This window comes from Thioalkalivibrio versutus, assembly GCF_001020955.1.
Classification (GTDB): Bacteria; Pseudomonadota; Gammaproteobacteria; order Ectothiorhodospirales; family Ectothiorhodospiraceae; genus Thioalkalivibrio; species Thioalkalivibrio versutus.
Genome location: NZ_CP011367.1, coordinates 893,853 through 908,191 on the forward strand (window position 1 = coordinate 893,853; position 14,339 = coordinate 908,191).

Consider the following 14,339-nt stretch of genomic DNA (forward strand, 5'->3'; position numbering starts at 1 on the left):
ATCTATGGAATTTTCCAATACCGAAACCATCCTGGAAGAGCTTCAGGCCGGACGCATGGTGGTCATCGTCGATGACGAGGATCGCGAGAACGAAGGCGATCTGCTGATGCTCGCCTCGCACGCGCGCCCGGAAGACATCAACTTCATGGCCAAGTACGGCCGGGGGCTGATCTGCCTGACGCTGACCCGCGAGCGCTGCAAGCAGCTGGCGCTGCCGTTGATGGTGACCGACACCAACGACGTGCACGGCACCAACTTCACACTGTCGATCGAGGCGGCCGAGGGCGTGACCACCGGCATCTCCGCCTACGATCGTGCGCACACCATCCGCACCGCCGTGGCGCCCAATGCGACGCCCGAGGACATCGTCCAGCCGGGCCACGTGTTCCCGCTGATGGCGCAGCCGGGCGGGGTGATCGTGCGGGCCGGGCATACCGAGGCCGGCTGTGATCTCGCGCGCCTGGCCGGGGCCGAGCCGGCCGCGGTGATCGTCGAGATCCTGAACGAGGACGGCAGCATGGCGCGGCGTTCGGATCTCGAACGCTTCTGCGCCGAGCATGACCTGAAGATGGGCACCATCGAGGATCTGATCCGCTACCGCATCGAGAACGAGAAGACGGTCCGGCGGGTGTCCGAGCGTCCGTTCCCGACCGAGCATGGCGAGTTTCGCCTGCTGGCGTTCGAGGACGAAGTGGACCACGAACTGCATTTTGCCCTGGTGCGTGGCGAGCCAAAGCCGGACCAGGACACCCTGGTGCGCGTGCATCTGGAGAGCACGCTGTGCGATACCCTCGGCTATGCCGGTCCGGATCGTGGCTGGCCGCTGGATGATGCCCTGCGCCGGATCGACGAGGCGGGCGCGGGCGTGGTGGTGGTGTTGCGCAAGCACGAGAGTGGCAATGCCCTGGCCCAGCGGCTGGAGAATATCGGTCAGCCCGCGCCGGAGGAACGCAGTGGGCGCGAGAACTCCGCCGAATGGCGCATGTACGGGATCGGCGCACAGATTCTCGCCGACTGCGGCGTCGGGCGCATGAAGCTGATGTCCGCGCCGAAGCGCTTCCACGGCCTCGGTGGCTTTGGCCTGGAGGTCGTGGACTACGTCCACGAGTAGCCCCGATGGCGGGAGCCGCGGTGCTACACTAGCGGCTCCCTAGCCCGATCGACTTACTGGACCGACAGGTCCGTCATCTGCCCAACCGGAAGCTCATCATGTCCGAGATCAAGACCCTGGAAGGCGTATTCACCGACGCCGCCGACCATCGCTATGGCCTGCTGCTGGCACGCTTCAACAGCCTGATCGTCGAACGCCTGTTGGAAGGGGCCGTGGATACCCTGAAGCGCCATGGGGTGCAGGAGACGAACCTGACGATCGCCCGTGTTCCGGGTGCCTATGAACTGCCACTGGCGGCGCAGGCCATGGCGCGTTCCGGGCAGTACGACGGTGTGATCGCCCTGGGCTGCGTGATCCGTGGTTCCACCCCGCATTTCGATTATGTCGCTGGTGAGGCGGCCAAGGGACTGGCCCAGGTGCAGATGGCCGAGGACCTGCCGATCAGCTTCGGCGTCCTGACCACCGACTCCATCGAGCAGGCGATCGAGCGCGCCGGCACCAAGGCCGGCAACAAGGGCGCCGATGCCGCCATGGGCGCGATCGAGATGGTCAGCCTGATGCGCCAGCTGCGCGGCTGATGCCGCAACGTTTACCCAGTGCTATCCGCTCATCCAAACAGGTCTGCCGTGACTGAACCCTCAGATCCCCGCCCCGAAGGTGGTGCCCCGCGCAAGGATGCCGATGCCGGCAAGTCCTCTCGGGCCCGGCGCCCGCGCAGCACGCCCGAGCAGCGGGCGCGGCATGCGCGTTCCTTCGCGCGCCGGCGCGCGATGCAGGCGCTTTATTCCTGGCAGCTCACGGGCGCCCACCCGAAGGATATCCTGGCCGAATTCCGTGACGACGAGGAACACGCCAAGGCGGATGCCGAGTACTTCCGCGAACTCCTGATCGGCGTGACCGGCGACCGCGAGGCCCTGGATGCCCGCATGGAGCCCTACCTCGGCCGTCCGCTGGATCAGCTCGATCCCATTGAGCACGCCCTGCTGTGGCTGGGCCAATGGGAGTTGGCTGAACGCATGGAGGTGCCCTACCGCGTGGTGATCAACGAGGCCGTCGACCTGGCCAAGCGCTATGGCGCCGAGCAGTCGCATCGCTACATCAACGGCGTGCTGGACCGGCTCTCCGCCGACCTGCGCGGCCCCGAGCGTTCCGCCCCGCGCTGACCCCGGGCGGGTCAGCACCACGGCCATGGCCGGCCCCGAGTCCGAATTCGATCTGATTCAGCGCTACTTCGGCACGCCGAGCGCGGGCGCGGTTGCCGATGGCGTGCGCCTGGGCATCGGAGACGATGCCGCCCTGCTGGCCGTGCGTAGCGGCCACGAATTGGTCGTCACCGTTGATACCCTGGTCGAGGGCACCCACTTCTTTCCTGATCACCCGCCGGCAAGCGCCGGCCACAAGGCCCTGGCCTCCAATCTCAGTGACCTGGCCGCGATGGGGGCCGAGCCGTTGGGCGCGGTGCTGTCGCTGACCCTGCCGCGTGTCGATCATGACTGGCTGGCGGGCTTCAGCCACGGCTTTCTGGCGCTGGCCGAGGAGGTCGGGATCCCGCTGGTGGGCGGGGATACCAACCGGGGTCCGCTGGCGATCAGCGTGACGGTCCTGGGCGAGGTGCCCGTCGGCCAGGCGCTGCGCCGCGAAGGTGCCCGGCCTGGCGATCGCCTGGTGGTTTCCGGTGCGCTGGGCGGAGCGGCGTGCGGGTTGGCCCACGAGACGCAGCGGCGTGCAGAGGGGGGTCCCGTAGACGCCTCGAGCCCCGCCTGCGCCCGGCTGTTCTGGCCCGCGGCGCGTCTGAGTCTGGGCCGTGGTCTGCGCAACCGCGCACGGGCCGCCATCGATATCTCTGACGGCCTGCTGGCGGACCTGGGCCATCTGTGTGCCGCCTCGGGTTGCGGTGCGCGAGTCGACTGGCCCAGCGTCCCGCGCGACCCGCTGCTGGCGGAGGTGTCCGAGCAGCAGGCTCGCTCCTGCGCACTGGGCGGTGGCGAGGACTACGAGCTGCTGTTCGCCCTCCCGCCGGGGGAGTCGCTGGACCTGCTGGCTTTCAGCGTGGACGTCCCGCTGACCGTGATCGGTGAGTGCACCGAGGGTGCGGGTGTGGTGGTGGAGGACGCAAACGGGCAACGGTTGGACGTGGCGCGGGCGGGCCACGATCATTTCGCGAACACAGAATAAAGAATAGGGACAGGGGAGCCATGCCGGAGCAGAAGATCCGTAATCCGAAGATGCCATCGGTGAAGACCGTGTTCGGCGATCCCATTCACCTGTTGGCGTTCGGCTTCGGCAGTGGCCTGTCGCGCTGGGCACCGGGTACCACCGGCTCGCTGGGTGCACTGGTGCTGTACTTCGCGATCATGAATTTCCCGGAGTGGGCCTACCTTGCGATCACCGTGGTCGTGGTGATGGCCGGCTTCCACATCTGTGGCGAAAGTGCGCGCAAGCTGGGCGTGCATGACCATCCCGGCATCGTCTGGGACGAATGGGCCGGCATGCTCATCACGCTGGCGTTTGCCCCGGCGGGGCTGATGTGGGTGGTCGTCGGCTTCCTGCTGTTCCGGGTGTTCGACATCCTCAAGCCCTGGCCGGCGAACTACTTTGATGAAAAGTGGCACGACGGCCACGGGATCATGATGGACGACGTCGTGGCGGGCCTGTACGCCGGCTTCGCGCTGGTGATCCTGGGTGGGCTGTTCCAACAGCTGGTGGTCGAGGCTTAAGGAGCGCTGAAACGTGTTTCCCTGGACGCGATGGACTTGGCAGAGTCACATGCTGCCGGGAACCATGGGTACGCGCGGACGCCTCAGGGGCAGGCAACGACGCAAGGAGTGAGTGGCATGAAGTCCCTCTTTCGTTCCCTGACGCAGGTTGCGGTCATGGGCGCCGTGCTGGCGTTCGGTGGCGCGCAGGCTCAGCCGTCGGGCGGGCCGCCGCCCGGATCTCCGGGCGCCAGTGGCGACACGCCCGCGGCGGGCAATTGGCCGCCCGGGCATGGTGGGACCCCGCCGGGGCAGCGCCGCGGCGACTCGCGCCCCGATCAGCGCCTGGATCCCCCGCGGGCGCCCGGTTCATCCTCGGCGCCGACTCCGGACGATCCGCCGCTGCCGGACCCGTCCGACCCTCCGAAACCGCCGACGCCATCGGCACCGAACCTGCCAGGGCTTTGATCAGGCTTTAATCCGCACTTCCCTGGCGCGGGCGCCACGCGGCGGGTGAGGCGGGAGCCATCAGGAGGGCATAGGCAGCCGTTGCCACGATGACGCCCAGCAGAGGAGGTACCACGGGTGCGTAGTACGCCGCGGCGGATCCCGCCGCGTACGCCAGCAGGCCGGGCCAGTGGAACCTTGGCAGGCGGGCCGAGCCCAGGCGGGGGTATTGCCCGCGATGGCGCAGCCAGAAGTCGGCGACGATTACGCCACCGAGCGGCGGGATGAAGGTCCCCAGCAGGATCAGGAACGGCACCAGATAGTCATGCATCCCGGCGACCGCGAGGGCCGTCCCGATCGCGGCCCCGAGCACGGTGACCAGCCGCCGGCGCTGGGTGCGCAGCAGATTGCAGCCGGCCACGCCGAAGTTGTAGATGGTGTTGTCCTGGGTGCTCCAGATGTTCAGCAGGAGCATCAGTACCGTGATCGTCACGAAGCCCTGCGCCAGCATGACGTGGACGATGTCGGCCTCGTGGTAGATCAGGGCGCCGAGCGCGCCGGTCAGGACCATTAGTCCGTTTCCCAGCACAAAGGCCGCCAGGGTCGCGATGACCGCAATGCGCGGGGTGCGGGCGAAGCGGGTCCAGTTGGTGGCGAGGGTTGCACCGCCAACAAAGGTGCCGATCACGATGGTCAGGGCGGCGTGGAAATCCATCTCGGTGCGCGGGTCCTGACCAAGCAGGCCCCCGGGGCCGCCGGCGTCGCCGATCCCGATGAACAGCGTGAACAGGATGAACAGGAGCATGACCGGTACCGCGACGCGGGAAAGCCAGTCGAGACCGCGATAGCCGATCATCGCGGTGATGCAGAAGGCGAACCCGAACAGCACCATCAGCCCGACTTCCATTGGTTCCGGCAGTGCGGTGGTCTCGACCAGGATGATCGCGACGGTGGCCGTGCCCCAGGCGTACCAGCCGATCTGGGTGAACGCGAGGATGACGTCGGAGAGCTTGCTGCCCCATTCCCCGAAGCAGAAACGCCCCATCAGGACCGTGTGCAGTCCGCTCTTGCAGCCGATGTAGGCGAGCGTGGCCGCGTAGGTCCCCAGCAGCAGGTTGCCCAGCACGATCACCAGCATCAGCTCGCCGAAACTGAAGGCCAGGCCCAGCGATCCACCGGCCCACAGGGTCGAGGTAAAGAAGGTGAACCCGAACAGCACCACGGCCATGGACCAGAAGCCCTTGCGGGCATGGTCCGGTACTTCGCTCAGGGGGTGGTCGTTGTGATTCACGCGCACGGCCGGTCGGAAGACCGCACGAGTGTACCGGCCACAGGGTTACCGTGCCGCGTGTCCGAGCTCGCGCATCTTCTTCAGCCAGCGTTCGCGGGCGGCGGCATCACCGCCGTTCTGCCCGATCAGGGTGTGGCGGATCGGGCCGAAGCCGCAGAAGCGGAAGATGTTGCGTTCCAGGCTCTTCAGGCTGTGGGCGCCATAGAACCAGCGGTAGGCCAGCGCCGGCATGCCCATGGTGACCACGATGCGTACCGAGCGGCCCTTGAGCCGCGTGTGGCGCAGGCGGTTCATGTCGCCATCGCCGACGAATGCCGGGCGCAGGGTCTGTTCCAGGAAGCCCTTGACCAGGGCCGGCATATCGCCCAGCCAGAGGGGATAGATCAGGACGATGTGGTGGGCGACCTCGATCAGTTCCTGCGCCTCGAGGATCGCGGGCGGAACGGTCTCGTCGACAAACTCGGCCTGGTTCTTCAGCAGCGGAAAGTCACGGTGGGCAATCGTCAGGGTGTCCACCGCGACGCCGGCCTTCTCGGCCCCTTCGCGGTAGGCATCCGCCAGCGCGTGGTCGAGGTGGCCTTCGGCCGGGTCGGGGTGGCCCTGCAGGATAAGGATGCGCGTCATGCAGCTGTCCTCGTGCCGGGAAGACTTCTCTTCAAGCCTAGATTAGATGACGGGGCTTGTTGCCACGCAATGGTTTTCTGCCGGGCGGGTCTCGCCTACGATTAGGGTGCGAGTTGCAGCGCATTGCGGCTTCAGCACACGGAGGCGAGATGGCATTCGATCCGGTTGTACTGTTCTTCCTGCTGGGCGCCATTGCGGGCCTCGCCAAGTCGGATCTGAAGATCCCGATGGCGATCTACGAGGCGCTTTCGATCTATCTGTTGCTGGCGATTGGCCTGATGGGCGGGGTCAAGCTGGCCGAGAACGAGCTGTTGCCCTTGCTGCTGCCGGGGTTGGCGGTGCTGGCGGTAGGTTCGTTGATCCCGCTGATCGCGTTCCCGGTTCTGCGCTGGGTGGGGCGCATGCCGCGGGCGGACTCGGCCTCGATCGCGGCGCACTATGGCTCGGTCTCGGTGGTGACCTTCTCGGTCGCCGTGGCCCTGCTGGCTTCGCGCGGGATCGATTACGAGGGCCACATGGTGGTCTTCCTGGTGCTGCTGGAGATGCCGGCCCTGATCATCGGCATCCTGCTGGCGCGCATGGGCAGCAAGGGCCCGACGCGCTGGGGCAAGACCATGCACGAAGTGTTTTTCGGCAAGAGTATCTTCCTGCTGGCCGGCGGCCTGGTGATCGGTTTCATCGCGGGTCCCGTGCACATCGAGCCGCTGGAGCCGATGTTCTTCGACCTGTTCAAGGGCGTGCTTGCGCTGTTCCTGCTGGAGATGGGGCTGGTCGCCTCCAGTCGCATCGCCGACGTGCGCCAGTACGGCTTCTTCCTGGTGACCTTCGCGATCGTGATGCCGATCGTCTCGGCCGTGCTGGGTACGCTGCTGGGATATGCGCTGGGCATGTCGATGGGCGGTACGCTGTTGCTGGCGACCCTCTATGCGAGTGCCTCCTACATCGCCGCACCGGCGGCCATGCGTATCGCGGTGCCCCAGGCCAATCCGGCGCTTTCGATTGGCGCCTCGCTTGGGGTCACGTTCCCGTTCAATATCTTCCTGGGTGTACCGCTCTATTTCTGGATGGCCCAGACCCTTTATTCGCTGGGAGGCTAGCGCGATGGAATCCGATGACATGCATCTGCTGACGGTGGTGGCCGAGGCGATCCTGGAGGAGATGCTGATCGACGAGGTGCGCGGCATGGGTGCGGCCGGCTACACGGTGACTGACGCGCGCGGCTGGGGCCGGCATGGCAAGCGCCGGGGCAACTGGCGCCAGGGTGGCAATATCAAGGTCGAGGTGGTGGCTTCGGCCGAATTGTGCGATCGCATCGCAGCCCGGTTCAAGGAACAGTACGAGGCGGACTATGGTTTGTTGATGTTCACCGTCCCGGTGGCGTTGAAGAATTAGGGACGCACCGGGTCCGGGGAATCGAGTTTCCATGGAGTGAAGTGTTTCGCGGAATTTCCGGGAACTCGACTGTCACCCTTGGGGGGTGCGGGGTCTGGCTGCTATCAAGGGGGCCTGAATGAACGGCGTTACAGCCCGCAGGAGGCTCCCAATGACGAGATTTCGTAGCACGGCCCTGGCCATCGCGCTCGGTTCACTGTTTGCCGCCGGTTCGGCATACGCGCAGGCCCCGCAACATGGGGACCCACAGGGCGGAATGGGCCAGGGTATGCCGCCCGCCGAACAGGGTGCCCCGCCGGCCGGTGGTCAGCAGGTCCCGGGCCAGGGCGGCACGCCGCGCGGCCAGGGTCAGGAGCGTGGGCAGGGCATGCCTCAGGGGCAGCCGCCGGAGCAGCCCGGCCAGCGCAGGCAGGGGCAACAAGCTCCCGGGCAGATGGAGCGCGGTGGCCAGCCGGCACCGGGGCAAAGCGGAGCGCCGACTCCGCCCCAGGGGCAGGGCCAGCCGCCTCGGGGACAGGGTCAACCTCAAGGGCAGGGGCAGCCCCAGGATGCGCCCCCGCTGGGACAGCAGCGCCAGCCCCGGGGCGAGGATGCACCGCCGCTGGGCGAGGGAACACCGACGCGACCGGGTACCGGAACCCAGCCAGCCGATCCGGCAGACCCCGCCCAGCCAGCCGACCCTTCGGCAACGGATAACCTTCCGCCCCTCGATTGATCCGACTCTCGCGGCCGCCACTGGCCTGCCGCGCGGGTGGGCTGGTCAGGTCCGGGCGAGGATGCGGTAGGGCCCGGGATGGCCGTCTTTTCCCGACTCGATCAGCGCAATCGTGTCCGCCTGCCAGCGCAGGGGCGGTTCGATGCGTTCGGTGTCGGGGGGCGCGGCGTGGCGTCGCAGGGACACGTGGGGTCGGAAGGGGCGCGGCGGACCGAGGTCGATACCGCAGTCGTTGCACAGGGCATGTGCCTGCTCGGCGAGGTTGGCCAGTGCGGCGGGCGGCTCGGCGGGACCGGCCCAGGTGATGCGCGGCCCGGTGAAGTGACCCAGATGGTCCAGGGTCAGGTCGATCGGCGCGCAGGCGAGTTCCGTGATGCGCCCGGCCAGACAGTCGGCCTGTCCGACCGGGATCGTTCCGGCGAAGGCCAGCGTCAGGTGCAGGTGATCGCGCGGGACCGGTCGGCCGGGACCGTCGAGTTCCTGGCCGAGGCGGGCTAGTGTGGCGCGTGTGGGGTCGTCGGGCCACAGGGCCAGAAAGACCCGCTGGGCTGCGGGGGATGCCGCCACCGATTCAGCCGCGCGGGCGGGGGAGATTCTCACGCTGACGGCGTTCCCACAGGGTCTTGCGGCTGATGCCGAGGGCCCGGGCCAGCTCGGTCTCGGTCATGCTGCCCTGGTTTTCCTGCACGAAGTGCCGGAAATACTCGTTCAGGCTTGAGCCCTTGCCCTTGCGGGTCGGAAACGCGGGGTTGGGGATCTCGTCGTCCCGGGCCGGAGTGCCCGTCGAGAGTCCCATGTGGTCCGCTTCGATACAGCCGTCCGGGCTCAGTACCCACCCGCGTTCCAGGGCGTTCGCCAGCTCGCGCACGTTGCCGGGCCAATCTTGCGACTCCAGTGCCTGGCGTGCCGCGTGTGACAGTTGTGGCACTGGCCCCGAACCGGCCAGTGCCTCGAGGAAATGCCGTGCCAGGGGGATGATGTCCTCGCGCCTTTCGCGCAGGGGCGGGATGGACAATTCCAGGACCCGCAGGCGGTAGTAGAGATCGGCACGAAAGGCCTGTTCCTCGATCATGGCCTCGAGGTCGCGGTGGGTGGCCGCCAGCAGGCGCACATCCACCTTCAGGTTCTCGTTGGACCCGACCGGGCGGAGCTCGCCATCCTGCAGGACCCGTAGCAGGCGGGCCTGGGCCGCAGGCGCCAGTTCGCCGATCTCGTCCAGGAACAGCGTGCCGCCGTGGGCGCTCTGGATCAGGCCGGTGCGCGCCTTGACCGCACCGGTGTAGGCACCCTGGGCATGACCGAACAGCTCGGCCTCGACCAGACCCTCGGGGATGGTGGCGCAATTGACCGCGACGAACGGGCCGCTAGCGCGCGGGCTCAGCTCGTGCAGGGCGCGCGCGGCGAGCTCCTTGCCGGTACCGGACTCGCCGCGCAGCAATACCGTGGAGTGGGTCATGGCCACACGCCGGATCTGATCACGCAATTGCTGCATGGCCTGGCTCTCGCCGATGAGGCCCAGTCCGGGGCGCGGAGCGGAATCGGTTCCCTCGTCGTCGGGTTCGGTGTTGGGGCGGTCGCGCTCGGCGCGCTCGCGCAGCGCGGCACGCAGGGTCAGCAGCAGGGCGTCGTGATCGAAGGGCTTGGCGATGTAGTCGGCGGCCCCTTCCTTCATCGCGTTGACCGCGGAGGGCACCGACGCATAGCTGGTCATGATGACCGTGGGCGTGTGGGCGAATTCCGGCAGCAGCTCGATCCCTTCGCCATCCGGCAGGCGCAGATCCACCAGTTGCAGATCGTAGGGATCGGCGGCTGCCAGCGCCCGCGCCTCGGCCAGGTTTTCGGCCACGCCGACCTCGAAGCCGTGGTGCTCCAGGAATCGGCGCACGGCGCGGCGGATCGGGGCTTCGTCGTCAACCAGGAGGATGCGGGTCATGAGTCGTCGCGTGGCAGAGTCAGCAGGAATCGGGCACCGCCCTCGGGGCGGTTGGCGGCCATCAGGGTACCACCGTGGTCGCGCACGATGCTGTAGGCCACCGGCAGGCCCAGGCCGGTGCCCTGGCCGGCTGGCTTGGTGGTGAAGAATGGCTCGAACAGGCGTTCCAGACTGGACTCCGCGATACCGGGGCCGGCGTCGTCGATGGTGATCTGGATATGCCGTCCGTGGAGCCGGGCCGCAATGGCGACGGTGGAGTTCTCGGGGGAGGCCTGCTCGGCGTTGGTTAGCAGGTTGATGAATACTTGCAGCAGCGTTGCATGCGAACCACGGACGTGCAGCCCCTCGAGACCCGTGGTGGTGAATTGCAGGTCCTTGCGTCCGGCCAGGCGCATCAGGCGGATGGCCTCGGCCACGAGTTCGTCCAGGGCGATGGTCTCGAAGTGTCCGGCCGATGGGCCCTCGTCGGCATGGGCGAAGGTGATCAGCGACTGCACGATCGCGTTGATGCGCCGCGTCTGGGCCAGAATGTCGTCGGCAATGCCCCGGATCTCCTGCGGGTCGTCCTCCAGGGGAAGGGTCTGTGCCAGCGAGGCGATGCCGGTCAGGGGATTGCCGATCTCGTGCGCGACCCCGGCGGCAAAGCGGCCGATGGAGGCCAGGCGATCGCCGTGGGCGATCTCGGACTCGAGCTGGGCGCGTTCGGTCACGTCCTCGATCAGAACCACGCGGCCTTCCACCTGACCCTGGGCATCCTGCAGTTCGGAGCGGTGCAGGTTCAGGCGGCGGTTGCCGCTGGGCAGATCCACGTTCAGCTTGTACCACTGGCGGTCCGGGCTCTCCAGGAAGGCGGTCAGCAGGCCGCTCCAGGGGCTGTCGAGCTGGCGGATGTTCTGGCCCACGGCGTCTTCCGTGGCGACCTGCGTGAGCTGCGCCAGGGCCTGGTTCCAGCCGGTGATCTCGCCGGTATTGGTGAGGCTGGCCACCCCGAGCGGGAGCTCGTGCAGGATCTGGCGATGAAAGCGGCGCAGGGCGTCCAGCTCGGCCGCCAGGCCGGACAGCGGCAGGGGGCGGGTCTCCAGCTGTTCCTCGATCCGCCGCAGGCTTTCGCTCAGGGTGTGGCGCCCGGCGGCATCCAGGCGCAGGTGCTGGTCGACGATCATGCGCGCCAGTACCGGCCCCAGCAGGCCGGAGAGATTGCGCTCGATCCGTTCGCGGAGGTGGCGCAGATCGCCGCGTGAACGCGTATGGCGGGGCAGGCCGAGATCATCCAGGGCGCGCTGGACCTCGTGGCGCGCCGTGCCCGGGCCCAGGGTGGCCGCAAGTGCGGTCTCCATTTCGGTGACGTCGCCCGCCAGTGGCAGGCCCGCGCCGGTGGCGGTGGATTCGTTAGGGCAGCAGGCCCGGCCGGCCTCGGCCTCCTCGGGGTTCGGCCGGGTCAGCAGCGAGCCGACGACGAACAGGACCGCGTTGACGCCCAGGCTCAGCATTAGCGCGAAGGTCCACGGGTCCAGCATCTCCGCGCGCAAGAGGCGTTGTGGGTCGGGCAGGGCCGTCGCGATCCCGGCATCCGACAGCAAGGGCATGACGAGGGTGAATGCCCAGCCGGCAATCCCGGCCCCCAGGCCCAAGAGAAATCCGACCCGGGTCGCCTGTTTCCACAGCATCAGGCCGATCAGGCCCGGCAGAAGTTGCGCCACCGCGGCAAACGAGATCAGACCCAGCTGCGCGAGGCCCTCGACGACCTGCAGCAGGCCGTAGAAGGCATAGCCGAGCCCGATGATGAACACGATCCAGATGCGCCGCCCCCAAAGCAGGCGGGTGTAGAGGTTGGCGCTGCGCTCCTCTTCGTGCAGTCGGGTCAGTGGCGAGAGGTAGTTGGTGCCCATATGGGCGAGCGCCAGGGTGGTCACGATCATCATCGCGCTGGCGGCGGACAACCCACCGATGAAGACCAGTAGGGCGAGGCTGGGCGACTCCAGCAACCCGGCGATGCCGATGGCGTAATAGTTGGGCGAGATGCCCAGCCCGGCCGCCTCCCCGGCCCAGTAGAGCACCGGCATCGGCAGGTTCAGCAGCAGCAGGAATGCGGGGAACGCCCAGGCCGCGGTGTTCAGTGCCTGCGGGTTGATGTTCTCGGTGAACAGCATGTGGAACTGGCGTGGCAGCAGGAAGGCGGCCGCGAAGGCCAGGATCATCATCGCGAACCAGCCGCCCTGGCGTACCGGCTCGTACAGCGCATCGACCGCTTCGGGATGGGCGGCCAGCCAGTCGTTCAGCCCGCCGAGGCCGCCGAACACGGCGTACAGCGCCACGGCGGCAATCACGAGGATGGCGAGCAGCTTGACGATGGACTCGAAGGCGATGGCCAGCACCAGACCGGCGTGCTTTTCGCGCGGGGCGATGTGGCGGGCGCCGAACAGGATCGCGAACAGCGCGATGGTGCCGCTGAAGGTCAGGGCGAGCAGATGCGGCGGGGTCTCCGCGGTCAGCACGGCGGCGGACTCGGCCACGGCCTTGATCTGTAGCGCGATGTACGGGAGTACCCCAGCGAGCATGAACAGGGCGACCATGGGCCCGGTGAAGCGGCTGCGGTAGCGAAAGGCGAACAGGTCGGCCAGCGAGGTCAGCTGCTGTTCGCGGGTCAGGCGCAGGAGGGGGCGCAGCAGCCAGGGGGTGGCGGCGAAGGCCAGGGTCACGCCGAGGTAGATGGTCAGGTACAGGTAGCCCTGGTCGGCGAGGAAACCAAGGTTGCCGTAGAAGGTCCAGGACGTTGCGTATACCCCCAGCGACAGACTGAACACCCAGCCATTGGCCGCCAGTCGGCCTACTCGGGGGACGCGGTCGGCCAGGAACGCAATGCCGAATAGCAGGGCGAGGTAGGCCACCCCGACCGCGTAGATCAGACCCAGGCTAAGGGTCACGGCGCCCGCTCCGGCTCAGTGCCGCGATGGCCACGACGAACAGCGCCCAGGCCGTGAAGGGCCACCACCAGGCAGGACTCAGGTAGGCAACCCAGAGGACCAGCGGGCTCAGAAACAGCAATGCGCCCAGCAGGGCGATCAGGATGGCGCGAGGGGCGTCCATCGTCAGGCGCTCGCAAGCACCTTGCGGTGCGCGGGCGAGCGATCCTGCGGGGCCGTCCGGGTTGGCGCGCGGGTGGAGAGCATGCGGCGAGTCTACACCGCGCGCGCGGCCCCGGGCAGTGCCGCCGGCAATGGCAGGTGGTCGCCGAGGGTGTGTCCCTGCAGGCGCTCCAGGGCTTCGGCCAGCTGGGCCTCCGGTGCGTCGGGTGCCTGGGCGTCGCCCGGGGCCAGGCCGATCACCGTCAGGGTGTCGGCCAGCTGCCGCCGGGCGGTACCCGCGTGGATGCCCTCGGCTCCGGTAGCCTTGGCCAGCTTGTCGCCGCCGGGCGCGACAAGGACCGGGTGGTGGGCATAGGCCGGTGGGGTGGCGCCCAGCGCCTCGTAGAGCTGCATCTGGCGCGGGGTGGAGCCGAGCAGGTCGATCCCGCGCACCACGCGGGTTACGCCCAGGTCCAGGTCGTCCACCACGGTGGCGAGCTGGTAGGCGACGATGCCATCCGCCCGGCGGATCACGAAGTCGCTTCCGAGTGCCTCCAGATCGAAGGCGACCGTACCCAGAAAGCGATCCGCGATCGTCCAGTAGCGGGTGGTCGCCCGGGCACGCACGGCCCGTGGCTCGCGTTCGGACGGCAGGCCGTGGCGACAGGTCCCTGGATAGATCGGCCCTTCCCAGCCCGGCCGCCCGCGCGCGGCCAGGTCCTTGCGGGTACAGCCGCAGGGGAAAGCCAGGTTCGACGTCAACAGGGTGTCCAGGGCGCGCTGATAGGCGGGACCGCGTTGGCTTTGCCAGGTAACGGGGCCATCCCAGACCAGGGCGAAGGCCTCGAGGGCATGGAAAATGGCATCGGCCGCCCCCGGGCGAACCCGGGGGGTGTCGATATCGTCGATTCGCAGATGCCAGCGGCCGTCAGTACTCCGGGCATCGAGCCAGGAGATGACGGCGGCCAGCAGGGAGCCCGCGTGCAGCGGGCCGGAAGGGGTAGGGGCAAACCGGCCGACATAGCGGTCGGCCCGGGTAATCCGTTCGGGCGTGACCGTCACGGC

The 14,339-nt window shown here is 68.0% G+C and carries 15 protein-coding genes; 7 read left to right on the forward strand and 8 right to left on the reverse strand.

Annotated features, from left to right (window positions below):
* Window positions 1-4: 4 nt before the first annotated feature.
* The 5 genes from ribBA (at window position 5) to TVD_RS04275 (ending at window position 3,828) form a co-directional block, all read left to right on the forward strand.
* The gene (gene ribBA, locus TVD_RS04255; protein ID WP_018169399.1) at window positions 5-1,111 is read left to right on the forward strand and encodes a bifunctional 3,4-dihydroxy-2-butanone-4-phosphate synthase/GTP cyclohydrolase II; all 1,107 of its coding nucleotides are present in this window, start codon (window positions 5-7) and stop codon (window positions 1,109-1,111) included.
* A gap of 98 nt (window positions 1,112-1,209) precedes the next feature.
* Window positions 1,210-1,689: a 6,7-dimethyl-8-ribityllumazine synthase gene (gene ribH / locus TVD_RS04260; protein WP_018169400.1), complete on the forward strand. Its 480-nt coding sequence runs from the start codon at window positions 1,210-1,212 to the stop codon at window positions 1,687-1,689.
* A gap of 48 nt (window positions 1,690-1,737) precedes the next feature.
* Complete coding sequence (gene nusB, locus TVD_RS04265; protein ID WP_082119073.1) at window positions 1,738-2,274, forward strand: transcription antitermination factor NusB; 537 nt, start codon at window positions 1,738-1,740, stop codon at window positions 2,272-2,274.
* A gap of 25 nt (window positions 2,275-2,299) precedes the next feature.
* Window positions 2,300-3,286: a thiamine-phosphate kinase gene (gene thiL / locus TVD_RS04270; RefSeq protein ID WP_047250897.1), complete on the forward strand. Its 987-nt coding sequence runs from the start codon at window positions 2,300-2,302 to the stop codon at window positions 3,284-3,286.
* Between the two features lie 20 nt (window positions 3,287-3,306).
* Window positions 3,307-3,828: a phosphatidylglycerophosphatase A family protein gene (locus tag TVD_RS04275; protein WP_018938466.1), complete on the forward strand. Its 522-nt coding sequence runs from the start codon at window positions 3,307-3,309 to the stop codon at window positions 3,826-3,828.
* 454 nt (window positions 3,829-4,282) lie between these two features.
* Here the strand turns inward: TVD_RS04275 and codB are convergent, their stop codons facing one another.
* Both codB and TVD_RS04285 read right to left on the reverse strand, forming a co-directional pair.
* Window positions 4,283-5,545, reverse strand: a complete 1,263-nt coding sequence (gene codB, locus TVD_RS04280; RefSeq protein ID WP_047251903.1) for a cytosine permease — start codon at window positions 5,543-5,545, stop codon at window positions 4,283-4,285.
* A 45-nt stretch (window positions 5,546-5,590) separates the two neighbouring features.
* On the reverse strand, window positions 5,591-6,169 hold the full coding sequence (locus TVD_RS04285) for an NAD(P)H-dependent oxidoreductase (protein WP_018146097.1): 579 nt from the start codon (window positions 6,167-6,169) through the stop codon (window positions 5,591-5,593).
* 149 nt (window positions 6,170-6,318) lie between these two features.
* Between TVD_RS04285 and TVD_RS04290 the strand changes: the two genes are divergently transcribed.
* Together TVD_RS04290 and TVD_RS04295 are read left to right on the forward strand one after the other, a co-directional pair.
* Complete coding sequence (locus TVD_RS04290; protein WP_047250898.1) at window positions 6,319-7,266, forward strand: sodium-dependent bicarbonate transport family permease; 948 nt, start codon at window positions 6,319-6,321, stop codon at window positions 7,264-7,266.
* 4 nt (window positions 7,267-7,270) lie between these two features.
* Complete coding sequence (locus TVD_RS04295; protein WP_018169410.1) at window positions 7,271-7,561, forward strand: P-II family nitrogen regulator; 291 nt, start codon at window positions 7,271-7,273, stop codon at window positions 7,559-7,561.
* Between the two features lie 193 nt (window positions 7,562-7,754).
* On the opposite strand, the gene TVD_RS04300 is transcribed toward TVD_RS04295, so the two are convergent.
* From TVD_RS04300 to gluQRS, 6 genes are all read right to left on the reverse strand, one after another.
* On the reverse strand, window positions 7,755-7,979 hold the full coding sequence (locus tag TVD_RS04300) for a hypothetical protein (RefSeq protein WP_047250899.1): 225 nt from the start codon (window positions 7,977-7,979) through the stop codon (window positions 7,755-7,757).
* A 342-nt stretch (window positions 7,980-8,321) separates the two neighbouring features.
* On the reverse strand, window positions 8,322-8,843 hold the full coding sequence (gene thpR / locus TVD_RS04305) for an RNA 2',3'-cyclic phosphodiesterase (protein ID WP_047250900.1): 522 nt from the start codon (window positions 8,841-8,843) through the stop codon (window positions 8,322-8,324).
* A 4-nt stretch (window positions 8,844-8,847) separates the two neighbouring features.
* The gene (locus TVD_RS04310; protein WP_018938471.1) at window positions 8,848-10,209 is read right to left on the reverse strand and encodes a sigma-54-dependent transcriptional regulator; all 1,362 of its coding nucleotides are present in this window, start codon (window positions 10,207-10,209) and stop codon (window positions 8,848-8,850) included.
* Window positions 10,206-13,133 (reverse strand): ATP-binding protein, encoded by a 2,928-nt coding sequence (locus TVD_RS04315; RefSeq protein WP_047250901.1) that lies wholly within the window; start codon window positions 13,131-13,133, stop codon window positions 10,206-10,208. The genes TVD_RS04310 and TVD_RS04315 overlap by 4 nt, the downstream gene beginning before the upstream one ends.
* Window positions 13,123-13,296 carry a hypothetical protein gene (locus TVD_RS14710; RefSeq protein ID WP_018146090.1) on the reverse strand — a complete coding sequence of 58 codons (174 nt, stop codon included), beginning with the start codon at window positions 13,294-13,296 and terminating at the stop codon, window positions 13,123-13,125. Before TVD_RS14710 ends, TVD_RS04315 begins: the two co-directional genes overlap by 11 nt.
* A gap of 92 nt (window positions 13,297-13,388) precedes the next feature.
* Window positions 13,389-14,336, reverse strand: a complete 948-nt coding sequence (gene gluQRS / locus TVD_RS04320) for a tRNA glutamyl-Q(34) synthetase GluQRS (RefSeq protein WP_047250902.1) — start codon at window positions 14,334-14,336, stop codon at window positions 13,389-13,391.
* Window positions 14,337-14,339: the final 3 nt, after the last annotated feature.

Bases quoted from the DNA above. Each gene is read 5' to 3' on its own strand.
- TVD_RS04290 (WP_047250898.1), top strand. From the start codon at position 6,319: ATGGCATTCGATCCGGTTGTACTGTTCTTCCTGCTGGGCGCCATTGCG.
- ribBA (WP_018169399.1), top strand. From the start codon at position 5: ATGGAATTTTCCAATACCGAAACCATCCTGGAAGAGCTTCAGGCCGGA.
- TVD_RS04275 (WP_018938466.1), top strand. From the start codon at position 3,307: ATGCCGGAGCAGAAGATCCGTAATCCGAAGATGCCATCGGTGAAGACC.
- TVD_RS04310 (WP_018938471.1), bottom strand. From the start codon at position 10,209: ATGACCCGCATCCTCCTGGTTGACGACGAAGCCCCGATCCGCCGCGCC.
- thiL (WP_047250897.1), top strand. From the start codon at position 2,300: ATGGCCGGCCCCGAGTCCGAATTCGATCTGATTCAGCGCTACTTCGGC.
- TVD_RS04295 (WP_018169410.1), top strand. From the start codon at position 7,271: ATGGAATCCGATGACATGCATCTGCTGACGGTGGTGGCCGAGGCGATC.
- ribH (WP_018169400.1), top strand. From the start codon at position 1,210: ATGTCCGAGATCAAGACCCTGGAAGGCGTATTCACCGACGCCGCCGAC.
- TVD_RS04285 (WP_018146097.1), bottom strand. From the start codon at position 6,169: ATGACGCGCATCCTTATCCTGCAGGGCCACCCCGACCCGGCCGAAGGC.
- TVD_RS14710 (WP_018146090.1), bottom strand. From the start codon at position 13,296: ATGGACGCCCCTCGCGCCATCCTGATCGCCCTGCTGGGCGCATTGCTG.